Below are 18,185 nucleotides of genomic sequence, written 5' to 3'. Positions count from 1 at the left end.
GTTGTCAGTGGGGGCTCGTACGCTGGCGGTGTGTGGCGATGTACGGGACCGCGCTGGTCAGGGGGCGGGCCGGGGTCCGGGCCCGAGGGGCGGTTCGGACAGCGGCTCGGCTGGTACTGCGCCGAGCGGGGCGAGGAGCGGGTGAGCATGCTGCCCGCCGGCAAGGTGCTGGCGTTCGCCGCGCAGGGGGAGCGGCGCTGTCTGGGGGTGCGGCGGGCCGGTCGCTGGATCGTGTGCCCGTACGGTGCGGTGCTCGACGGGGCGGGTGCCAAGGACCAGTGCGCGCGGTGCGCCCGGCTGGACCGGTCGCGTTCGGTGGCCGCGGACACCATGGCCGACGATCCGCGCCCGTACGGCGTCTACCTCGCGTACTTCGGCCCCGGCCTGCTCAAGGTGGGGATCACGGCCGTCGAGCGGGGACCGGCCCGGCTGGTGGAGCAGGGGGCGGTGGCGTACGCGTGGCTGGGGCGCGGGCCCCTGATGGCGGCGCGGCGGGCGGAGGCGCTCTTGGGGAGCGCGCTGGCGGTCCCCGACCGGTTCGCCAAGGCGGCGAAGCGGGCGGCTCGTGGTGCGCTGCCCCCGGTGGCGGACCGGTTCGCCGAACTGGCTCAACTGCACGGGGCAGCACAGGAGTTGCCGGGCTGGCCGGAGACGCTGCAACCGGTGGAGTTCGCGGGTGCGGACCATACGGAGCTGTTCGGGCTCGACCGGATTCCGGGGGAGGTGGCGGAGCTGGGCGGGATGACCTCCGGGGCGGAGATCGTGGGGGAGGTGCTGACCGGGGTGGGGTCCGATGTGTATCTGCGGTTGGCGGGTGGTGGTGGCGACGGGGGCGGTGAGGCGGTTGCCGTGATGGACGCGCGGTTGTTGTCGGGGTGGGTGCTGGGGGCGGCCGTGGGGCCGATGACGACGGTGCCGGTGCGGGGTGTGGTGAGCGGGGCGGGGGAGCGGAAGGGGAGGGCAGGGAGTCGGCGAGGGGGCGGGGGAGCAGGAGGGGTTGTTCTGAGGGGTGGGAGGTGGCTGCTCGGTTGGAGCGGGCGCGGCTGGGGTTGGGCGCGGCTTGGGGCTGAGGTTGGGGTGCCCCGGGGGAGATGTTCCGGGGTTGGTGGGGGTTGTTCCGGGGCGGGAGGGGCGTTTAGATGCCGGGTGCAGGTAATCGTGGGTGCCGGTGTTGTGCTCGGTGGCGGGCACGGTCGTGGTCGTGGAGGTCCCGGCGTGGTGGAGGGTGACGGGCGGGTCGAGGAGTTCTGGCGGGGGTTGGGGCTGCCGGGGCTGATCGATGTGCATACGCATTTCATGCCCGAGCGGGTGCTGGCGAAGGTCTGGGCGTACTTCGACGCGGCCGGGCCGCTGGTGGGGCGGGCCTGGCCGATCGCGTACCGGTTCGAGGAGGACGAGCGGCTGGCGAGGCTGCGCGGTTTCGGGGTGCGGGCGTTCACGTCGATGGTCTATCCGCACAAGCCGGGGATGGCGCAGTGGCTGAACGGCTGGGCGGCCGACTTCGCGTCCCGCACGCCCGACTGTCTGCGGACCGCGACGTTCTTTCCGGAGGACGGCGCCGAGGCGTATGTGCGTGCCGAACTGGCGGGCGGGGCGCGGGTCTTCAAGGCGCATGTGCAGGTGGGCGGGTACGATCCGGCGGATCCGGTGCTCGATCCCGTATGGGGTCTCCTCGCCGAGGCCGGGGTGCCGGTGGTCACCCACTGCGGGTCGGGGCCGGTGCCGGGCAAGCACACCGGGCCCGAGCCGATCGGGCGGCTGATGGCCCGCCATCCCCGGCTGCGGCTGATCATCGCGCACATGGGGACGCCGGAGTGCACCGACTTCCTGGACCTTGCGGAGCGCTACCCGGCGGTGCACCTCGACACCACGACGTCCTTCACGGACTTCTCCGAGCGGATCGCGCCGTTCCCGCGCGCGGAACTCCCCCGCCTGCTGGACCTCGGCGACCGGGTGCTGTTCGGCAGCGACTTCCCCAACATCCCCTACGGGTACGCGCACGCGCTGGAGGCGCTGGCCCGGCTGGAGTTGGGCGAGGAGTGGCTGCGGGGCGTCTGCTACGGGAACGCGGCGCGGCTGTTCGGGGTGTGAGCGGGGGCCGGTCCGGCGGGGTCAGGGCCGTTCGGATGTGACGGGTGCGGCCGGGGTGGCGGCTGCGGCCGTGGCCAGGTGGGAGAGGGCCGTGCGCAGATCGGCGAGGGCGGCCTCGTCCGTCACGCGTTCCGTCGCGGGGTCGATCTTCGGGCCGACGGCGGGGATCTCGCGGCAGGCGTCCGCGATGATCTCGCCGGACAACATGCCCAGGGTCTCGCGGAGCTGGGCGTTGGCGTACGCGCCGCCGGTGGGGAACGGCGAGGCGGTGACCACCGCGACCGGCCTGCCGACGCATTCGCCGCTGCTGACCAGCCAGTCGAGGGCGTTCTTGAGGACGCCGGGGACGCCGTGCGCGTACTCGGGGCTGACGACGAGCAGGGCGTCGGCCGTGGCCACCGCGGTGCGCAGGGCGGCGACCGGGGCGGGGGGTGTGGCGTCCTCGCCGTCCAGGTCGGGGTTGAAGTGCGGGAGCGCGCCGATGTCCGCGGTGGCGGTCGGGCCGTCCCAGAAGGCCAGTGCGGAGCGCAGGACCGCGCCGTTGGAGGAGCGTGCACGCAGGCTGCCGGAGAGGGCGAGGAGTCTCATGGGGTGACGGTAGCTGCGGGGGGTGGTGGGTGCTCTGCGGAGGTGGGATTTGAGGCGCGGGGTGCGGGCCGTACGAGGCGAGGTGCCGGCCGAACGAGGTGGGGTGCGGGGCGGGGCCGGGTGGAGGGGCACGGGCTCGGCGGGCGGTTGCGGAGGGCTCGTGGGGTCTCATGGGGACTCGTAGCGGGGTGAAAGTGCTGGTCAGGGCGATTGTCAGTGGTGGGTGCGATGCTTAAGGAGTAGTGATCGACCTGGACCGCGCGGGGGGCGGCCCAGGTCGGTCAAAAGCCGGGCGGCCAGGGCCGGGTGGGGCTCGGGAGCGGTTCGGCAGGGGGGCGGCGGGCAGGCAGCTCGTCGGGCCGGCGGGCCGTTGGGCGGGGGCCAACGGAGGCCGGTGAGCGGTGGGGTGGGAGAGGCGGGTGGGGTGGGGGAAGCCACCCGGGGGGAGGGGGGAAGAGCCCCCCGGCCGCCGGCGCCGAAGAACGGAGAGCTCCCACCGCACGGGGAATTCTCAGGAGATTCACAGAAAGGCGCAAGGACGCTTTCACGGGAGCGGGTCAGGCTCACCGGCATGACCGTGACTTCGTCGTCCTCAGCGTCGCTTCGTCTGCCGGCTTCGGCCTCGTCCTCCCGGGGCGCGCCCGGGAAACAGCCGGAGCTGCTGCGGCCCGACGGCAGTCCGGTGCGGGTGCTGGTCGTGGACGACGAGTCCTCGCTCGCCGACCTGCTGTCGCTCGCCCTGCGCTACGAGGGGTGGGACATCCGCTCGGAAGGCGACGGCGCGGGAGCGCTGCGCTGCGCCCGTAGTTGGCGGCCGGACGCGGTGCTGCTCGACGTGATGCTGCCGGACATGGACGGGCTGACGGTGCTCGGGCGGCTGCGGCGCGAACTGCCGGACGTACCGGTGCTGTTCCTGACCGCCAAGGACGCGGTCGAGGACCGGATCGCGGGGCTCACGGCGGGCGGCGACGACTACGTCACCAAGCCGTTCAGCCTGGAAGAGGTGGTGGCCAGGCTGCGGGGGCTGCTGCGCCGGGCCGGGGCGGCCGCCGCGCGGAGCGAGTCGCGGCTGACGGTGGGCGATCTGGTGCTCGACGAGGACAGCCACGAGGTGTGGCGGGACGGACAGGAGATCCGTCTGACCGCCACCGAGTTCGAGCTGCTGCGCTATCTGATGCGCAATCCGCGGCGGGTGCTGAGCAAGACGCAGATCCTCGACCGGGTCTGGAGCTACGACTTCGGCGGCCAGGCCAACGTCGTGGAGCTGTACATCTCGTACCTGCGGCGGAAGATCGACGCGGGGCGGGCGCCGATGATCCATACCCGGCGCGGCGCGGGCTACCTCATCAAGCCGGGCGGGTAGGCCGGTGTTCCGCACCCCGACCGCCGGCCGGGCCGGACGCGGAGCTCCGGTCTCCGGAGAAGCCGGCCCGGAGGCCCCGCCCGCCGCCGCACCGAGGTCCACCCGCATCCGCCGCCGCTGGTCGCTCCGGACCCGGCTGGTCGTGTCGGCGGTGGCGCTGATCGCCGTCGTCGGGGCCGTCATCGGCACGGTCACGACGATCGCGCTGCACTCCTACCTGCAGGGGCAGTTGGACCGGCAGCTGACCGAGGCCGTGCGCCACGCCCAGGCTCCGTGGCCGTACGACCCCCGGCGCTCCCAGGGCCTGGAATTCGTGGCGATGGGGGGCCAGCCCCTGGAGTCGGTGGGGGCCAGGTTCGGGCCCGACGGGGTCGCCAAGGACGGCGCCCGGCTGAACAAGTCGACCAACCGGCTGCCCGAGGACCGGCTGGCGCCGCTGTCGCGGGCGCAGGTCGCGGCGCTGAACACGGTGACGCGGGACGGCAGGCCGCACACCGTCGAACTGCCCGGCCTCGGCGACTACCGGATGCGGGTCGCCGACGACGGCTCGCTGGTGCTCGGCCTGCCGCTGGGCAAGGTGCAGGACACCGTCGGCCGGCTCGTGGTCATCGAGGAGTGTGTGACGGTCGCCGGGCTGATCGCGGCCGGCATCGCGGGCTCCACCATGGTCGGCATCGCCCTGCGGCCGTTGCGCCGGGTCGCCGCCACCGCCACCCGGGTCTCCGAACTTTCGCTGCACCAGGGCGAGGTGGCGCTGCGCGTCCGGGTGCCGGCGTCCGAGTCGGACGGCCGTACGGAGGTGGGGCAGGTCGGCGCGGCGCTGAACCGGATGCTGGGGCATGTCGGCTCGGCGCTCTCGGCGCGACAGGAGAGCGAGACGCGGGTGCGGCGGTTCGTCGCCGACGCCAGCCATGAGCTGCGTACGCCGCTCGCGTCGATCCGGGGCTACGCCGAGCTGACCCGGCGCGGGCGGGAGCAGCCCGGCCCGGAGACCCGGCACGCCCTGGGGCGGATCGAGTCCGAGGCGGAGCGGATGACGGGGCTGGTGGAGGACCTGTTGCTGCTGGCCCGGCTCGACGCGGGGCGGCCGCTCTCGTACGAGAGCACGGACCTGTCGCCGTTGGTGGTGGACGCGGTGAGCGACGCGCGGGTGGCGGGGCCGGGCCACCGGTGGCGGCTGGAGCTGCCCGAGGAGCCCGCGCTGGTGCACGGCGACGGCGGGCGGCTGCACCAGGTCCTGGTGAATCTGCTGGCCAACGCCCGTACGCATACGCCGGAGGGGACCACGGTCACCGCCAGGGTGCGGGCCGCCGGGCGGGCGGAGGAACGGGCCGCCGGGCGTAGCGAGGGGCGCACCGGTGGACGGGCCGCCGGACGGACCGCCGAGTCGGTCGCCGGTCGCCGTGACGTCGTGCGGCTGGAGGTGGAGGACGACGGGCCCGGCATCCCGGCGGAGCTCCTCCCGCATGTCTTCGAGCGGTTCGCGCGGGGCGACGCCTCGCGTTCGCGGGCCGCCGGGAGCACGGGGCTCGGCCTCGCCATCGTGCAGGCGGTGGTGGCCGCGCACGCGGGCACGGTCGGGGTCGCCAGCGTGCCGGGACGGACGGTCTTCACCGTGACGCTGCCGACGGAGGCCGCCGCCCCGACGACGCCAGTGGAGAAGGCTCCGGCCGCCCCGCACGGCCCGTCCGCCCCGCAGGCCCCCGCCGCCTCACAGCCAGGACACAGGCTCAGCACACCGACGTGACAGGGCGGTTGGCGAGTGTCGTCGGCATGACGACGACACAGCCGCCCCGCACCCCGCTGGGCTCCCTGCCGCCGCGCGAGCATCTGCGGCTCGGGCAGATCGCCACCGTCCTCGACGTGGTGATCCCGGTGTACAACGAGGAGCGCGACCTCGAACCCTGTGTGCGGCGGCTGCACGAGCACCTCGTCCGCACCTTCCCGTACAGCTTCCGTATCACCATCGCCGACAACGCGAGCACGGACCGTACGCCCGAGGTCGCCGCCCTGCTCGACGACACCATCGACGAGGTGACGGCGGTACGGCTGGAGCAGAAGGGGCGCGGGCGGGCGCTGCGCACCGTGTGGTCGCTCTCCGAGGCGCCGGTGCTGGCCTACATGGACGTCGACCTGTCCACCGACCTCAACGCCCTGCTGCCGCTGGTCGCACCCCTGATCTCCGGGCACTCGGACCTGGCGATCGGCTCCCGGCTCAGCCGCAGCGCGCGGGTGGTGCGCGGCCCGAAGCGGGAGTTCATCTCGCGGATGTACAACCTCATCCTGCGCGGCTCGCTCGCCGCCCGCTTCTCCGACGCCCAGTGCGGCTTCAAGGCCATCCGCGGCGATGTCGCGGCCCGGCTGCTGCCGATGATCGAGGACACCGGCTGGTTCTTCGACACCGAGATGCTGGTGCTCGCGGAGCGGGCCGGGCTGCGGATCCACGAGGTGCCGGTGGACTGGGTCGACGACCCCGACAGCACCGTGCAGCTCGTGCGGACCGCCGCCGACGACCTCAAGGGCGTCTGGCGGGTGGGGCGGGCGCTGGCGACCGGCGCGCTGCCGCTGGACCGGCTCGCCCGGCCGTTCGGGGACGATCCGCGGGACCGGGAGCTGTCCGGGGTGCCCGGCGGCCTGGCGCGCCAGCTCGTCGGCTTCTGTGTCGTCGGCGGGCTCAGCACCCTGCTCTACCTCGGCCTGTACTCGCTCTTCCGGCTCGGGGCGGGGCCGCAGGCCGCCAACGCCGTGGCGCTGCTGCTGTCGGCGCTGGCCAATACGGCCGCCAACCGGCGGCTGACCTTCGGGGTGCGGGGCCGGGACCGGGCGGTCCGCCACCAGGCCCAGGGTTTGGTGGTCTTCGCCATCGGACTGGCGCTGACCAGCGGCTCCCTGGCCGCCCTCGACTCCACCGGCGGCGACGCCTCGCACGGCACCGAACTCGCGGTGCTGGTCGCCGCCAACCTCGCGGCGACCGTCCTGCGGTTCCTGCTCTTCCGCGCCTGGGTCTTCCCGGACCGCGAGCGGCGCGGCGAGTCCGACGGGCCGCGGCCGCACCCTTCGCACGATCACCACGACCTGACCAGGAGCACTCGATGACCCCGCACCCGCCCGCTACGCCGGCCCAGCCGTCGTACCGGCCCCCGTCCACGCCGCACGGAGGTCCGCCGGGCCCGGCCGCCACTTCCCCGGCGGCCGCCGGCCCCGCCGCCTCCCCGCGCTGGGCGCGGCCCGCGCTGCTGGCGTTGTTGCTGGTCACGGCGGTTCTCTACCTCTGGAGCCTGTCCGCCTCCGGCTACGCCAACCAGTTCTACTCGGCCGCCGTACAGGCCGGCAGCGAGAGCTGGAAGGCGTTCTTCTTCGGCTCCTCCGACGCGGCGAACTCCATCACCGTCGACAAGCCGCCGGCCGCGCTGTGGCCGATGGCGCTGTCCGTACGGCTCTTCGGGCTCAGCTCGTGGGCGATCCTGGTGCCCGAGGCGCTGATGGGCGTGGTGACGGTCGGGGTGCTCCACGCGGCCGTCCGGCGCAGGTTCGGCGCGGGCGCCGCGCTGCTGGCCGGCGGGGCGCTCGCCGTCACCCCGGTCGCGGCGCTGATGTTCCGCTTCAACAACCCGGACGCGCTGCTGTGCCTGCTGATGGTCTGCGCGGTCGCCGCCGTCCTGCGGGCGCTCGCGGACGGCCGGACGAAGTGGCTGGTGCTGGCGGGTGTCTGCTTCGGTCTGGGTTTCCTCACCAAGACGCTGCAGGCGTGGCTGATCCTGCCCGCGCTCGCCGCGGTCTACGTCTTCTGCGCGCCGGTCGCGCCGCGCCGCCGGCTGGGGCAACTGCTGCTCGCGGGACTGGCGATCGTGGTGTCCGGCGGCTGGTGGGTGGCCGCCGTCGAGCTGTGGCCCGCGGACTCGCGCCCGTACATCGGCGGCTCGCAGCACAACAGCTTCCTGGAACTGACCTTCGGCTACAACGGCTTCGGGCGGATCACCGGCAACGAGACCGGCAGTGTCGGCGGCGGTGGGCGTCCCGGTGGCGGCGGTGGCGGCTGGGGGCAGACCGGCATCACCCGGCTGTTCTCGTCCGACATGGGCGGGCAGATCTCCTGGCTGCTGCCCGCGGCGCTGATCCTGCTGGTCGCGGCGGTGTGGGTGCTGCGGCGGGCCCGGCGGGCGACCGACGCCGAACAGGCCGGTCAGCGGGCGGAGTTCCTGGTGTGGGGCGGCGCGCTGCTGATGACCTTCACGACCTTCAGCTTCATGTCCGGGATCTTCCACCAGTACTACAACATCGCCCTGGCCCCGTACATCGCGGCGCTGGTGGGGATGGGCGCCGGGCTGTTCTCGCGACGCGGCGGGCGGAGCGCCTCGTTCGTGCTCGCCGCGGTGGTCGCGGTGACCGCCGGCTGGTCGTTCGTGCTGCTGGACCGGTCGCCGGACTGGCTGCCGTGGCTGCGCTGGACGGTGCTCGCGCTCGGCGCGCTGTCGGTGCTGGGGCTGCTGCCGGCGGCACGGGCGGGAGCGTCCGTACGGGCGGGAGCCCGGGACGGGGACGGAGTCCCGGCCGGGGACGGGGAGCCCGCGCGGGACGGAGCCGCGGCCGAGGACGGAGCCGCGGTCGGGGACGGGGCGTCCGCGCGCCCGTCGCCGCGGAAGGGGCCGGGCCTCGCGGTGCTGGCGGCCGGGCTCGGAGTGGTGACGGCGCTGGCCGGGCCGGTCGCGTACACGCTCAACACGGTCAACACCCCCAAGGGCGGGTCGATCATCACGGCCGGTCCCGCGGTGCGGGGCGGCATGGGCGGGCCCGGCGGCTTCCCCGGCGGCCGGCCCGGGATGTGGCGCGGCGGCAAGGGCGGCGCCCCGGGCAACTTCCCGGCCGGTCAGCCGGGCGGCAAGCAGGCAGGGAAGCCGGGCGCCGGGCAGAGCAACGTCCCCGGGGCCTCCCGGGGGCGCTTCCCCGGGCAAGGGGCCGGCAGCGGCCGGCAGGGCTTCCCCGGCGGCTTCGGCGAGCGGGGCACCGGGCGGATGGGCGGCATGGGGGGTCTGCTCAACGGCAGCAAGGTGAGCGCCAAGGCCAAGGCGCTGCTGGAGAAGGACGCGGACCACTACACCTGGGCCGCGGCGGCGATCGGCTCGCAGAACGCCGCGAGCTATCAACTCGCCACCGAGAAGCCGGTGATGGCGATCGGCGGCTTCAACGGGAGCGACCCGTCGCCGACCCTCGCCCAGTTCAAGAAGGACGTCGCGGAAGGGAAGATCCACTACTTCATCGCGGGCGGGCGGGGCGGACCCGGCGGCGGGCACGGCGGTCCCGGCGGCGGCCGGGGCGGCTCGTCGAAGATCACGTCCTGGGTGGAGAAGACCTTCGAGAAGGTCACCGTCGGCAGCGCCACCTTCTACGACCTGACCCGGAAGGCGTGACCCCGGGGGCCCGGCCGGCCGAAAAGGAAATGTACGGCGTATAGCGCTCCCTGTACGGTGTAAGTCACCGCTCGCACCGCACAGGGAGCCCGTATGCCCTCCGTGGCCTCCGACGCCACCGCCGCCGGCCTCCGGCCGCCGGACCGGCCCGCCGCCCGCTGGCTGATCCTCGCCGTCATCTGCCTGGCCCAGCTGACGGTCGTCCTCGACAACACCGTCCTGAACGTCGCCATCCCCTCCCTCACCGGGAACCTGGGCGCGACCACCGCCGACGTCCAGTGGATGATCAACGCCTACTCGCTGGTCCAGTCCGGTCTGCTGCTCATCGCGGGCAACTCCGCCGACCGCTACGGCCGCAAGAAGATGCTCCTCGTGGGCCTGGCGCTGTTCGGCGCCGCGTCGCTCGGCGCCGCCCTCGCCCAGTCGCCCGGTCAGCTCATCGCCGCCCGCGCCGGCATGGGCATCGGCGGTGCGCTGCTGGTCACCACCACCCTCGCCGTCGTCATGCAGATCTTCGACGACGAGGAGCGCCCCCGGGCCATCGGCATCTGGAGCTCGGTCAACTCCCTCGGCTTCGCCGCCGGCCCGCTGATCGGCGGTGCGCTGCTGGACCACTTCTGGTGGGGCTCGCTGTTCCTGGTCAACCTCCCCGTCGCGGTGGCCTCGCTGGCGGCCGTCGCCGCCCTCGTCCCCGAATCCACCAGCCGCGGTGACGGCCTCTCCGCGGCGCAGCGGACCCCCGTCGACCTGCCGGGGGCCCTGCTGTCCATGACCGGAATGGTCGGGGTGGTCTTCGCGATCATCTCCGGGCCGCTCCACGGCTGGCTGTCCGCCCGGGTGCTGATCTCCGCGGCCATCGGCGTCGCCGCACTCGCCGTCTTCACGCTGTGGGAGCTGCGCGTCCCGCACCCGATGCTGGACATGCACTTCTTCCGCAACCGCCGCTTCATCGGCGCCGTCTCGGGCGGCATCCTCGTGGCCTTCGGGATGGGCGGCTCGATGTTCCTGCTCACCCAGCATCTGCAACTCGTCCTCGGTTACGGGCCGTTGGACGCGGGGCTGCGGATGGCGCCGCTCGCCGTCACCGTCGTCCTGGTCAACTTCACCGGCCTGGGCGCCCGGCTGATCCGCCGGTACGGCACCCCGGCGATGATCGTGTCGGGCATGTCGCTGCTCGCGGCGGGGCTCGCCGTCGTCTCCCTGCTGGGCGGCACCGGCTACGGCGGCATGCTGAGCGGCCTGGTCGTGATGGGCGTCGGGGTCGCGTTCGCCATGCCGACGATGGCCAACGCCATCATGTCCGCGATCCCGCCCGCCAAGGCCGGAGTGGGCGCCGGGGTGAACGGCACCCTGATGGAGTTCGGCCAGGGCCTGGGCGTCGCCGTCCTCGGCGCGGTCCTCAACTCCCGCTTCGCGGCGCTGCTTCCGCTGGTCTCCGCGGGCGCCGGGTCGCTGCCCGCGGCGCTCGCCCGGACCCGTACGGACGCCGAACGGACCGCTGTCCACGACGCCTTCGCGTCCGGCATCGGCACCAGCCAGCTGGTCGGCGCGGCCGCGGTGTTCCTCGGCGGGCTGCTCGCCGCCGTCCTGCTGCGCCGGGCCGAGCGGGACGGCGCGGGCGCGGCGCCGTCCGCCCCGCCCGCCGGGACGCAACCGGCCGCCGCCGCGGCGGAATAGCATCGGCTCGGTATGTGATCGTGAACGGCGCGTACCGGCGGCACGTATGACACCCGTACGTGCCGTCACCGATGACGACACCGACGCCGACCTCGACGACGCCACCCACGACGTCGACGACGCTCAGGACAGGGAGGGGCGCCATGGCAGCGACGGACGAGCGTGCCGGCAAGCGGCCGAACAGCGTCTGGCTGACCGAACGGCCCCCGCTCAAACGGAAGGCGGAGCAGCCGGCCGGACTCGACCTCGACAAGATCGTCGCGGCGACGGTCCGGCTGCTCGACGCCGAGGGCCTGTCGAAGTTCTCGATGCGCCGGCTCGCCGCCGAGCTCGGCGTCACCGCGATGTCCGTGTACTGGTACGTCGACACCAAGGACGACCTGCTGGAACTGGCCGTCGACGCGGTGGCCGGCGAGATGGTCCTGCCCGACGAGTCGGACGCGGACGCCGACTGGCGCGACCAGTTGCGCACCCTCGCCGTCGGCTATCGCGACATGCTGCTGGGCCACCCCTGGGCCGCCCGGCTGCTGGGCGAGTTCCTCAACATCGGCCCGCACTCGACGGCCTTCTCCAACGCCACCCAGCGGGTGATGCGCCGCAGCGGCCTGGCCGCGGACCGCGTCTCCGGCGCGCTGGCGTCGCTCTTCCACTTCGTCTACGGCTTCTCCACCATCCGGGCCACCCACGAGGCCCGCTGCCGGGTCGTGGGCATGAGCCTGGACGACTACTTCGAGCAGGTCGTCGCGACGCTGTCGGACCGGCCGGAGTTCGCCGAGATGCTGGAGACGTCCACCCGGGCCGACCACGTCCGCCAGGGCCGCAGCGCGGTGGAGATGCTCGACCGGGACTTCGCCTTCGCCCTCGACCTGCAGATCGCGGGAATCGAGGCGATGCGGGACGGGACGGGGGCCTGACGGCGGCAGGCCCGCCCCGGGAACCGGCATGACGAAGGCCCCGGACCGCATGGCCCGGGGCCTTCGCCGTACCCGCCGGCGGGTACGGAGGGGACCGTCACCCCATCGGCAGGGTCTCCCCCTGCACCGCCTGGATGTCCAGCTCGACCTTCAGCGTCGTGCCGATCGCCGCGATACCGGCCGCGACGACCTGGTTGTAGTTCATCTTGAAGTCCTCGCGGCGCAGTTCCGCGGTGGCGCGGAACGCGGCGCGCACCCCGCCCCAGGGGTCGGGCCCGGTGCCGAGGTAGCTCAGATCGAGGTCCACCGGGCGCACCACGCCGTGCAGCGACAGCTCGCCGTGCACCGTCCAGCGGTCCGGGCCGGCCGGTGCCAGGCCCGAGCTGCGGTAGGTGATCTCCGGGAACTCCTCGGTGTTCAGGAAGTCCTCGGAGCGCAGGTGTCCGTCGCGCATCCCGTTGCCGGTGTCGATGGACGCGGCCTTGATGGCCGCCTCGACCCGCGAGTCACCGAGGTCCTCGGCGATCTCGATCCGGCCGCTGAACTCCGTGAACCGGCCGTGCACGCTGGAGATCCCCAGGTGCTGGGCGACCGCGGCCACCGTCGAGTGCATCGGGTCGATGGTCCAGGCCCCGGGCGGCGGCAGCTCGGCCCCGCCCTGCCGCGCCAGGACGACGGTGCCGACGTCCATCCGGCCGCTCTGCGTCACGATCGCGCTGGAGGCGACCGGGGCGTAGCCGACCGCCGTCACGATGACCGTGTACGGCCCGGCGGGCAGCGGCCCTTCGCTGCGGATGGTGCCCTCGTCGTCCGCCGCGGCGCGCAGCACCTGCGCGCCCGTCATGTCGGTGACGGTCAGCACGGCGTGCTGGACCGCCCAGCCGTCGCGTGTGCGGACCTGCGCTCTCAGTCCCGCAGCTCCCGCGCCCGTCGAAGTCATTGCCTCTCCCGTTTGTTGCTGGTGGGTGCCCCGTGCTCGCCGGCTCCCCGCGCCCGGCCGGAGCCGGGAGCGGGGGAGGGCCGGTAGCCCGGGGGGCGGGCTCCGGTCGGCGGCGTGCAGGCCGTCCCCTGCCTGTGCGCAGCGCCGCCGCCCGGAGCCCTCGGGTCCGGTCCGGGGCGCGTCTCCGCTCAACACGCGCCCCGGTCCGGGGCTTTCAGTGGCAGGGGCGTCGTCCGCTCGATGCGCAACCGACCACGGCCCCTGCCCGGACTCACTCCCTCGTACCCGCACCTCCGGGGTGTGCGAGCTCGACGTCGTAGCCGTCGACTCCCCCGGCCCCGACCGTCAGCCCGGTGGCGACGGGCGGGTAGCCGCTCGCGATGACCGTGTAGTCGCCGGCGTCCAGGTCGGTGAAGGCGTAGGCGCCGTCCTCCCCGGTCGTCGAGGTGGCCACGACATTGCCCGCCGCGTCCACCAGCGTGACCCGCGCGTCCGGCAGCGGCCGGGCGCCGCCCGGTCCGCCGGCCCGCACGATGCCCTCGACCCGCGCCCCGGACAGCAGCTCGATCTCGATCCGGGTGGTGCCCTGGCCGCCGACCTCGACCGGCAGGGCGGCCGGGCGGTGGTTCGCGGCGTTCACCGCGACGGTGAAGGTCCCGGGCGCCAGGTCGCCGAAGGCGAAGTGGCCCTCGGCGCCGGTCGTTCCGGTGGCCAGCACCTCGCCGCGGACGTCGGTGACGACGACCATCGCGCCGTCGACCGGCGCGCCGGTGGCCGCGCTGCGGACCTGCCCGCCGAGGCCGCTGGTGCCGCTGAGCAGGATGTCGTAGCCGTAGGGCTGGTCGCCGACGACGACCGTGGACGCCTGCGGCTGGTGGCCGTCGGCCGCGGCGATCAGCACGTACGAGCCGGCGCCGGGGGCGTCGAGCAGGTACGAGCCGTTGGCCTGGGCGACCGCTCGGCCCAGCTGACGCCCGCCGAGCGAGATCAGCGTCACCGCGGAGCGCGGCACGGGGTGGCCCTCCGCGTTGCGGACGAAGCCGTGGATCGCGGACCCGGCCGGGGTGGCGTCACCGCCGCCCGCCGAGGCGTACGCCGCCAGCGGCCGGGTGGCCGTCGCCGCGGCCGGCTGCGCCCAGGAGGGCGTGTGCGCGTCGTCGTCGGTGGCCACCGACGGGGCGCCCACCAGTGCGGGCTCCAGCTCCTCGACCGCCGCGGCGGCGGCGAGGTCCGGGACGACGGCGTCCGCCGCCGGGGCGGCCGCGGTGTCCGCGCCCTGTGAGCTCTGGGACAGTCCGCCACGCGTCTTCAACGCGACCTCCTTGATGAACAGGGTGAAGAGGAAGGCGAGCAGCGCGCAGGGCGCCGCATAGAGGAACACATCGCCGACACCGTGACCGTAGGCGCTCTCCATGACGGTGCGCAGCGGCGCCGGGAGGGCGTCCAGGTCGGGGATGCCGCCGCCGCTGTTGCCGGCGCCGTGGGCGGCGGCCTTGGCGGCCTTCGGGCCGAGCTCGGCCAGCCCGTCCTTGACGTAGTGGGTGACGCGGTTGGCGAGCACCGCACCGAGGGCCGAGACGCCCACCGCACCGCCGAGGGACCGGAAGAAGGTCACGACGGACGAGGCGGAGCCGAGGTCCTCGGGGGCCACCTGGTTCTGCGTGGCGAGCACCAGGTTCTGCATCATCATGCCGATGCCCAGGCCCATCAGGGCCATGAAGATCGCGATGTGCCAGTACTCGGTGTCGTAGCGGATGGTGCCCAGCAGGCCGAGACCCGCGGTCACCAGCACACCGCCGGAGACCAGCCACGCCTTCCACCTGCCGGTCTTGGTGATGATCTGGCCCGAGACGGTCGACGAGATGAACAGGCCGCCGATCATCGGGATGGTCATCACGCCGGACATCGTCGGCGACTTGCCGCGCGCCAGCTGGAAGTACTGGCTGAAGAAGACGGTGCCGGAGAACATCGCGACACCGACGAACAGCGAGGCCACCGACGCCAGGGTGATCGTCTTGTTGCGGAACAGCCGCAACGGGATGATCGGCTCCTTGGCCCGGGTCTCGACGAAGACGAAGACCGCGCCGAGCACGACCGCGCCGCCGACCATCGCGGCGGTCTGCCACGACATCCAGTCGTACTTGTCACCGGCCAGCGTCACCCACACCAGCAGCAGCGAGACCGCCGCGCTGATGAAGAAGGCGCCCGCCCAGTCGACCTTGACGCCCTCGCGCTTGACGACGGGCAGCTTCAGGGTCTTCTGCAGCACGATCAGCGCGATGATCGCGAACGGCACGCCGACGTAGAAGCACCAGCGCCAGCCGAGCCAGTCGGTGTCGGTGATGACGCCGCCCAGCAGCGGGCCGCCGACGGTGGCGACGGCGAAGGTGGCGCCGAGGTAGCCGCTGTACCGGCCGCGCTCGCGCGGCGAGATCATCGCGGCCATCACGATCTGGGCCAGGGCGGACAGACCGCCCACGCCTATGCCCTGCACCACGCGGCAGGCGATCAGCATCCCGGTGTTCTGCGACAGACCGGCGACGACCGATCCCGCCACATAGATGATCAGCGCGAACTGCACCAGCAGCTTCTTGCTGAAGAGGTCCGAGAGCTTGCCCCACAGCGGGGTGGTCGCGGTCATCGCCAGCAGCGAGGCGGTGACGACCCAGGTGTAGGCGCTCTGCCCGCCGTCGAGGTCGTGGATGATCTCGGGCAGCGCGTTGGAGACGATCGTCGACGACAGGATGGCGACGAACATGCCGAGCAGCAGCCCGGACAGCGCCTCCATGATCTGACGGTGCGTCATAGGGGCTCCGTCGGAGGCGTGGTGTCCGCCTCCGTGCCTGGCGTGGCCGCCCCGCACACCGGCTGGTGTGGTCGTAGCCATGTAGTTCCTTTTCATCCTGCGGGTGTACGGGTGGTGGAGTCGTGATGCGCCCGGGTGCGGCAGTCGCCGAAGCTCGTACGGAGCCTGGCGAGCAGTTCGACGAGGTGTCCGACGTCGGCGTCGGACCAGTCGTTCAAGTACCGGGCCAGCGTGGCGGTGTAGCGCTCGGCGAGCTCCTCCAGGAGCGCGGTGCCGCTCGGTGTCAGGCGCAGCAGCCGCGACCGCTTGTCCACCGGATCGGGCTTGCGCTCGATCCACCCGCGCTCGGCGGCGTGGGCGACATGCCGGCTGGTCACCGACATGTCGATGGCGAGCAGCTCGGCGAGCTGGCTCATCCGCATCTCGCCGTGCCGGTCGAGGAGGGTGAGCACCCCGGCCGAGGCCGGTGGGCACTCCTGGGGCAGCATCCGCCCCATCTCGCGCTTGACGGCACCGATGGCGCTGAGTTGCCTGGCCAGCTCCTCGTACTGACTGTGGGCGGCCACGGGTTCCTCCACGCATCCATCGCACATCGCATCAACATCTTTTGTTGCTTTGGGCAACCATAAACAAGGTTGGTTGCTGAAGGCAAACGAATCGTCCAGGCTTGAAGTAAAGGGAACGGAAAGTCTGTGTCGGCAATTGGTCAATCGGGGTGACGTGGCGCGCAAAGGTGCAGGTCGGAGGCCAGGTGGCGGCTCCCGGCCGATACCGGTCGGTAGCGGGACACCCCCAGACGACCCGGCCGCACCCCCGCCCACGCCCCGTACCCGGCCCGACCCCGCTCCGTAGGCGGCTTCCCGGGCGTCCCGTACGCGCCCCAGGGGTGCCGCCCGGCGCCCGGTTCGCTAGGGTCCTTGCCCATGGCGACCAACCCGCAGAACCAGGCCGGCGGCAACTACGACCCGGCCGGCAGCACGCAGATGTTCCGGGCCTTCGTGGACGAGGGCGGCACCCCGCAGGCCGGCAGCCGCCGCGCCCCCGCCCCGCAGCAGTCCGCCGGCCCCCGGGTGGGCGTCATCATCGGCGTGATCGTCGCGATCCTGGTCGTCGCGGGCGCCGCCTGGCTCGCGCTGGCGTAACGCCTCCCGCGCAGTCGACTTCCCGCATGAGGGGCCCGGCACGGCTGTGCCGGGCCTTTGGCCTGTCCGCCACCGGTCACGTCTCACGCCCGACCGGACCCGCTCTCCGTGGCGCCGCCGTGCGCCGGAGCAACTCCCGGGCGGGTTCGAGGGGTTGCGGCCTGCGGGCGCCAGTCCCCGGGCCGCCGCGGCAGTGGTCAGGGGCGTCCAGCAGACTGGGGACCGGCTGGTGGGAGCCCTTGAACCGCGGTTTCGGAAAGCGGGGGATAGACACGTGTTGAACGAGACGGTGTTCCGGAGCGAGGACGTACCCGCGGCGGACCGGTTCGACTACTGGACCGAGATGCTGGGCCGTGCCCACGCCCCCATGGAGCTGCGCAGCGATTACGCCGACGACTTCCGGGGCTCCCAGCGGGTACTGGACCTCGGCGCCGTCACCGCGTGGCGCGCCGTCTTCCAGCCGGTGGTCTTCCGGCGCACACCGAAGCTGATCCGGCAGTCCGACCCCGAGACCTACCACCTCTGCCTCGTCGTCCGCGGGGCCGGGTCCTGCGTGTGGCGGCACCGGGAGACCCGGTACGGGCCGGACGACCTCTTCATCAACTCCTCCACCCTGCCGAACGACGTCCACAGCAGCGGGGACCCGGTCACGACCGTGGCGCTGGAGGTCCCCAAGGCCCTGGTGCCGCTGCCGCGCGATCTGACCCGCCGGATCGTCGGGGTGCCCGTGTCGACCCGGGAAGGCATGGGCGCCCTCCTGGCCCGGTTCCTCACCCAGCTGACCACGGACACGGCCGCCTACCGGCCCTCCGACGGCCCCCGGCTGGGCACGGTCCTGACCGAACTGGTCGGCGCGCTCTTCGCCCACACGCTCGAAGCCGGCCGCTGCCTCCCCCCGGAGACCCACCGGCGGACCCTCATCCTGCGCATCCAGGCGTTCATCCGGGAGAACCTGCACGACCCGCACCTCACCCCGAGCGCGATCGCCGCGGCGCACCACCTCTCCGCCGGCTATCTGCACCGGCTCTTCCGGGACGAGGACGCCACGGTCGCCGAGTGGATCCGCCGCCGGCGCCTGGAGGCGGCCCGCCGCGACCTCGCCGACCCGGCGCTCCGCGCCACCCCGATCCAGACCATCGCCGCCCGCTGGGGATTCCCCCGCGCCACCGACTTCAGCCGCGCCCATCGCGCCGCCTACGGCACCACGCCCAAGGAACACCGGCACCAGGCGCTCCACGGCCACGAGTGAACTCATT

At 73.4% G+C, this 18,185-nt stretch carries 13 protein-coding genes and 1 pseudogene; 10 read left to right on the top strand and 4 right to left on the bottom strand.

Annotated elements, in window-relative coordinates:
• Positions 1-147: 147 nt before the first annotated feature.
• A pseudogene (locus tag K7396_RS17180) lies at positions 148-819 on the top strand (DUF2797 domain-containing protein); the annotation flags it as partial.
• Between the two features lie 396 nt (positions 820-1,215).
• Complete coding sequence (locus K7396_RS17175) at positions 1,216-2,091, top strand: amidohydrolase family protein (RefSeq protein WP_086721945.1); 876 nt, start codon at positions 1,216-1,218, stop codon at positions 2,089-2,091.
• 21 nt (positions 2,092-2,112) lie between these two features.
• Here K7396_RS17175 and K7396_RS17170 read toward each other — a convergent pair whose 3' ends face one another.
• A complete protein-coding gene (locus tag K7396_RS17170) occupies positions 2,113-2,679 on the bottom strand; it encodes an NADPH-dependent FMN reductase (RefSeq protein WP_086721944.1) in 567 nt (188 codons plus the stop codon).
• Between the two features lie 661 nt (positions 2,680-3,340).
• Here K7396_RS17170 and K7396_RS17165 point away from each other — a divergent pair.
• The 6 genes from K7396_RS17165 (at position 3,341) to K7396_RS17140 (ending at position 12,041) form a co-directional block, all read left to right on the top strand.
• The gene (locus tag K7396_RS17165; protein ID WP_152104660.1) at positions 3,341-4,042 is read left to right on the top strand and encodes a response regulator transcription factor; all 702 of its coding nucleotides are present in this window, start codon (positions 3,341-3,343) and stop codon (positions 4,040-4,042) included.
• Between the two features lie 106 nt (positions 4,043-4,148).
• Complete coding sequence (locus K7396_RS17160; protein ID WP_086715305.1) at positions 4,149-5,789, top strand: sensor histidine kinase; 1,641 nt, start codon at positions 4,149-4,151, stop codon at positions 5,787-5,789.
• A 26-nt stretch (positions 5,790-5,815) separates the two neighbouring features.
• Positions 5,816-7,138, top strand: a complete 1,323-nt coding sequence (locus K7396_RS17155) for a glycosyltransferase (protein ID WP_107421132.1) — start codon at positions 5,816-5,818, stop codon at positions 7,136-7,138.
• Positions 7,135-9,450: an ArnT family glycosyltransferase gene (locus K7396_RS17150; protein ID WP_086715299.1), complete on the top strand. Its 2,316-nt coding sequence runs from the start codon at positions 7,135-7,137 to the stop codon at positions 9,448-9,450. The genes K7396_RS17155 and K7396_RS17150 overlap by 4 nt, the downstream gene beginning before the upstream one ends.
• A 93-nt stretch (positions 9,451-9,543) precedes the next feature.
• Positions 9,544-11,127: an MFS transporter gene (locus tag K7396_RS17145; RefSeq protein WP_086715298.1), complete on the top strand. Its 1,584-nt coding sequence runs from the start codon at positions 9,544-9,546 to the stop codon at positions 11,125-11,127.
• A gap of 143 nt (positions 11,128-11,270) precedes the next feature.
• Positions 11,271-12,041 carry a TetR/AcrR family transcriptional regulator gene (locus K7396_RS17140; protein ID WP_086715294.1) on the top strand — a complete coding sequence of 257 codons (771 nt, stop codon included), beginning with the start codon at positions 11,271-11,273 and terminating at the stop codon, positions 12,039-12,041.
• 97 nt (positions 12,042-12,138) lie between these two features.
• Here the strand turns inward: K7396_RS17140 and K7396_RS17135 are convergent, their stop codons facing one another.
• The 3 genes from K7396_RS17135 to K7396_RS17125 form a co-directional block, all read right to left on the bottom strand.
• Positions 12,139-12,981 (bottom strand): YceI family protein, encoded by an 843-nt coding sequence (locus K7396_RS17135; protein WP_086715293.1) that lies wholly within the window; start codon positions 12,979-12,981, stop codon positions 12,139-12,141.
• A 271-nt stretch (positions 12,982-13,252) separates the two neighbouring features.
• Entirely contained in the window at positions 13,253-15,868 is a 2,616-nt protein-coding gene (locus K7396_RS17130; protein ID WP_152104619.1) for an MFS transporter, read from the bottom strand.
• Positions 15,869-15,879: 11 nt separating this feature from the next.
• On the bottom strand, positions 15,880-16,353 hold the full coding sequence (locus tag K7396_RS17125; RefSeq protein WP_086718128.1) for a MarR family winged helix-turn-helix transcriptional regulator: 474 nt from the start codon (positions 16,351-16,353) through the stop codon (positions 15,880-15,882).
• A 357-nt stretch (positions 16,354-16,710) separates the two neighbouring features.
• Here K7396_RS17125 and K7396_RS17120 point away from each other — a divergent pair, with 357 nt between their 5' ends.
• Positions 16,711-16,929 carry a hypothetical protein gene (locus K7396_RS17120; protein ID WP_086718129.1) on the top strand — a complete coding sequence of 73 codons (219 nt, stop codon included), beginning with the start codon at positions 16,711-16,713 and terminating at the stop codon, positions 16,927-16,929.
• Between the two features lie 274 nt (positions 16,930-17,203).
• A complete protein-coding gene (locus K7396_RS17115) occupies positions 17,204-18,178 on the top strand; it encodes a helix-turn-helix domain-containing protein (RefSeq protein ID WP_086718130.1) in 975 nt (324 codons plus the stop codon).
• Positions 18,179-18,185: the final 7 nt, after the last annotated feature.

This window comes from Streptomyces angustmyceticus (assembly GCF_019933235.1).
GTDB classification, from domain to species: domain Bacteria; phylum Actinomycetota; class Actinomycetes; order Streptomycetales; family Streptomycetaceae; genus Streptomyces; species Streptomyces angustmyceticus.
This window is presented reverse-complemented; position numbering and strand designations above follow the sequence as displayed.

Bases quoted from the DNA above. Each gene is read 5' to 3' on its own strand.
- K7396_RS17170 (WP_086721944.1), bottom strand. From the start codon at position 2,679: ATGAGACTCCTCGCCCTCTCCGGCAGCCTGCGTGCACGCTCCTCCAAC.
- K7396_RS17155 (WP_107421132.1), top strand. From the start codon at position 5,816: ATGACGACGACACAGCCGCCCCGCACCCCGCTGGGCTCCCTGCCGCCG.
- K7396_RS17150 (WP_086715299.1), top strand. From the start codon at position 7,135: ATGACCCCGCACCCGCCCGCTACGCCGGCCCAGCCGTCGTACCGGCCC.
- K7396_RS17145 (WP_086715298.1), top strand. From the start codon at position 9,544: ATGCCCTCCGTGGCCTCCGACGCCACCGCCGCCGGCCTCCGGCCGCCG.
- K7396_RS17140 (WP_086715294.1), top strand. From the start codon at position 11,271: ATGGCAGCGACGGACGAGCGTGCCGGCAAGCGGCCGAACAGCGTCTGG.
- K7396_RS17135 (WP_086715293.1), bottom strand. From the start codon at position 12,981: ATGACTTCGACGGGCGCGGGAGCTGCGGGACTGAGAGCGCAGGTCCGC.
- K7396_RS17130 (WP_152104619.1), bottom strand. From the start codon at position 15,868: ATGGCTACGACCACACCAGCCGGTGTGCGGGGCGGCCACGCCAGGCAC.
- K7396_RS17120 (WP_086718129.1), top strand. From the start codon at position 16,711: ATGGCGACCAACCCGCAGAACCAGGCCGGCGGCAACTACGACCCGGCC.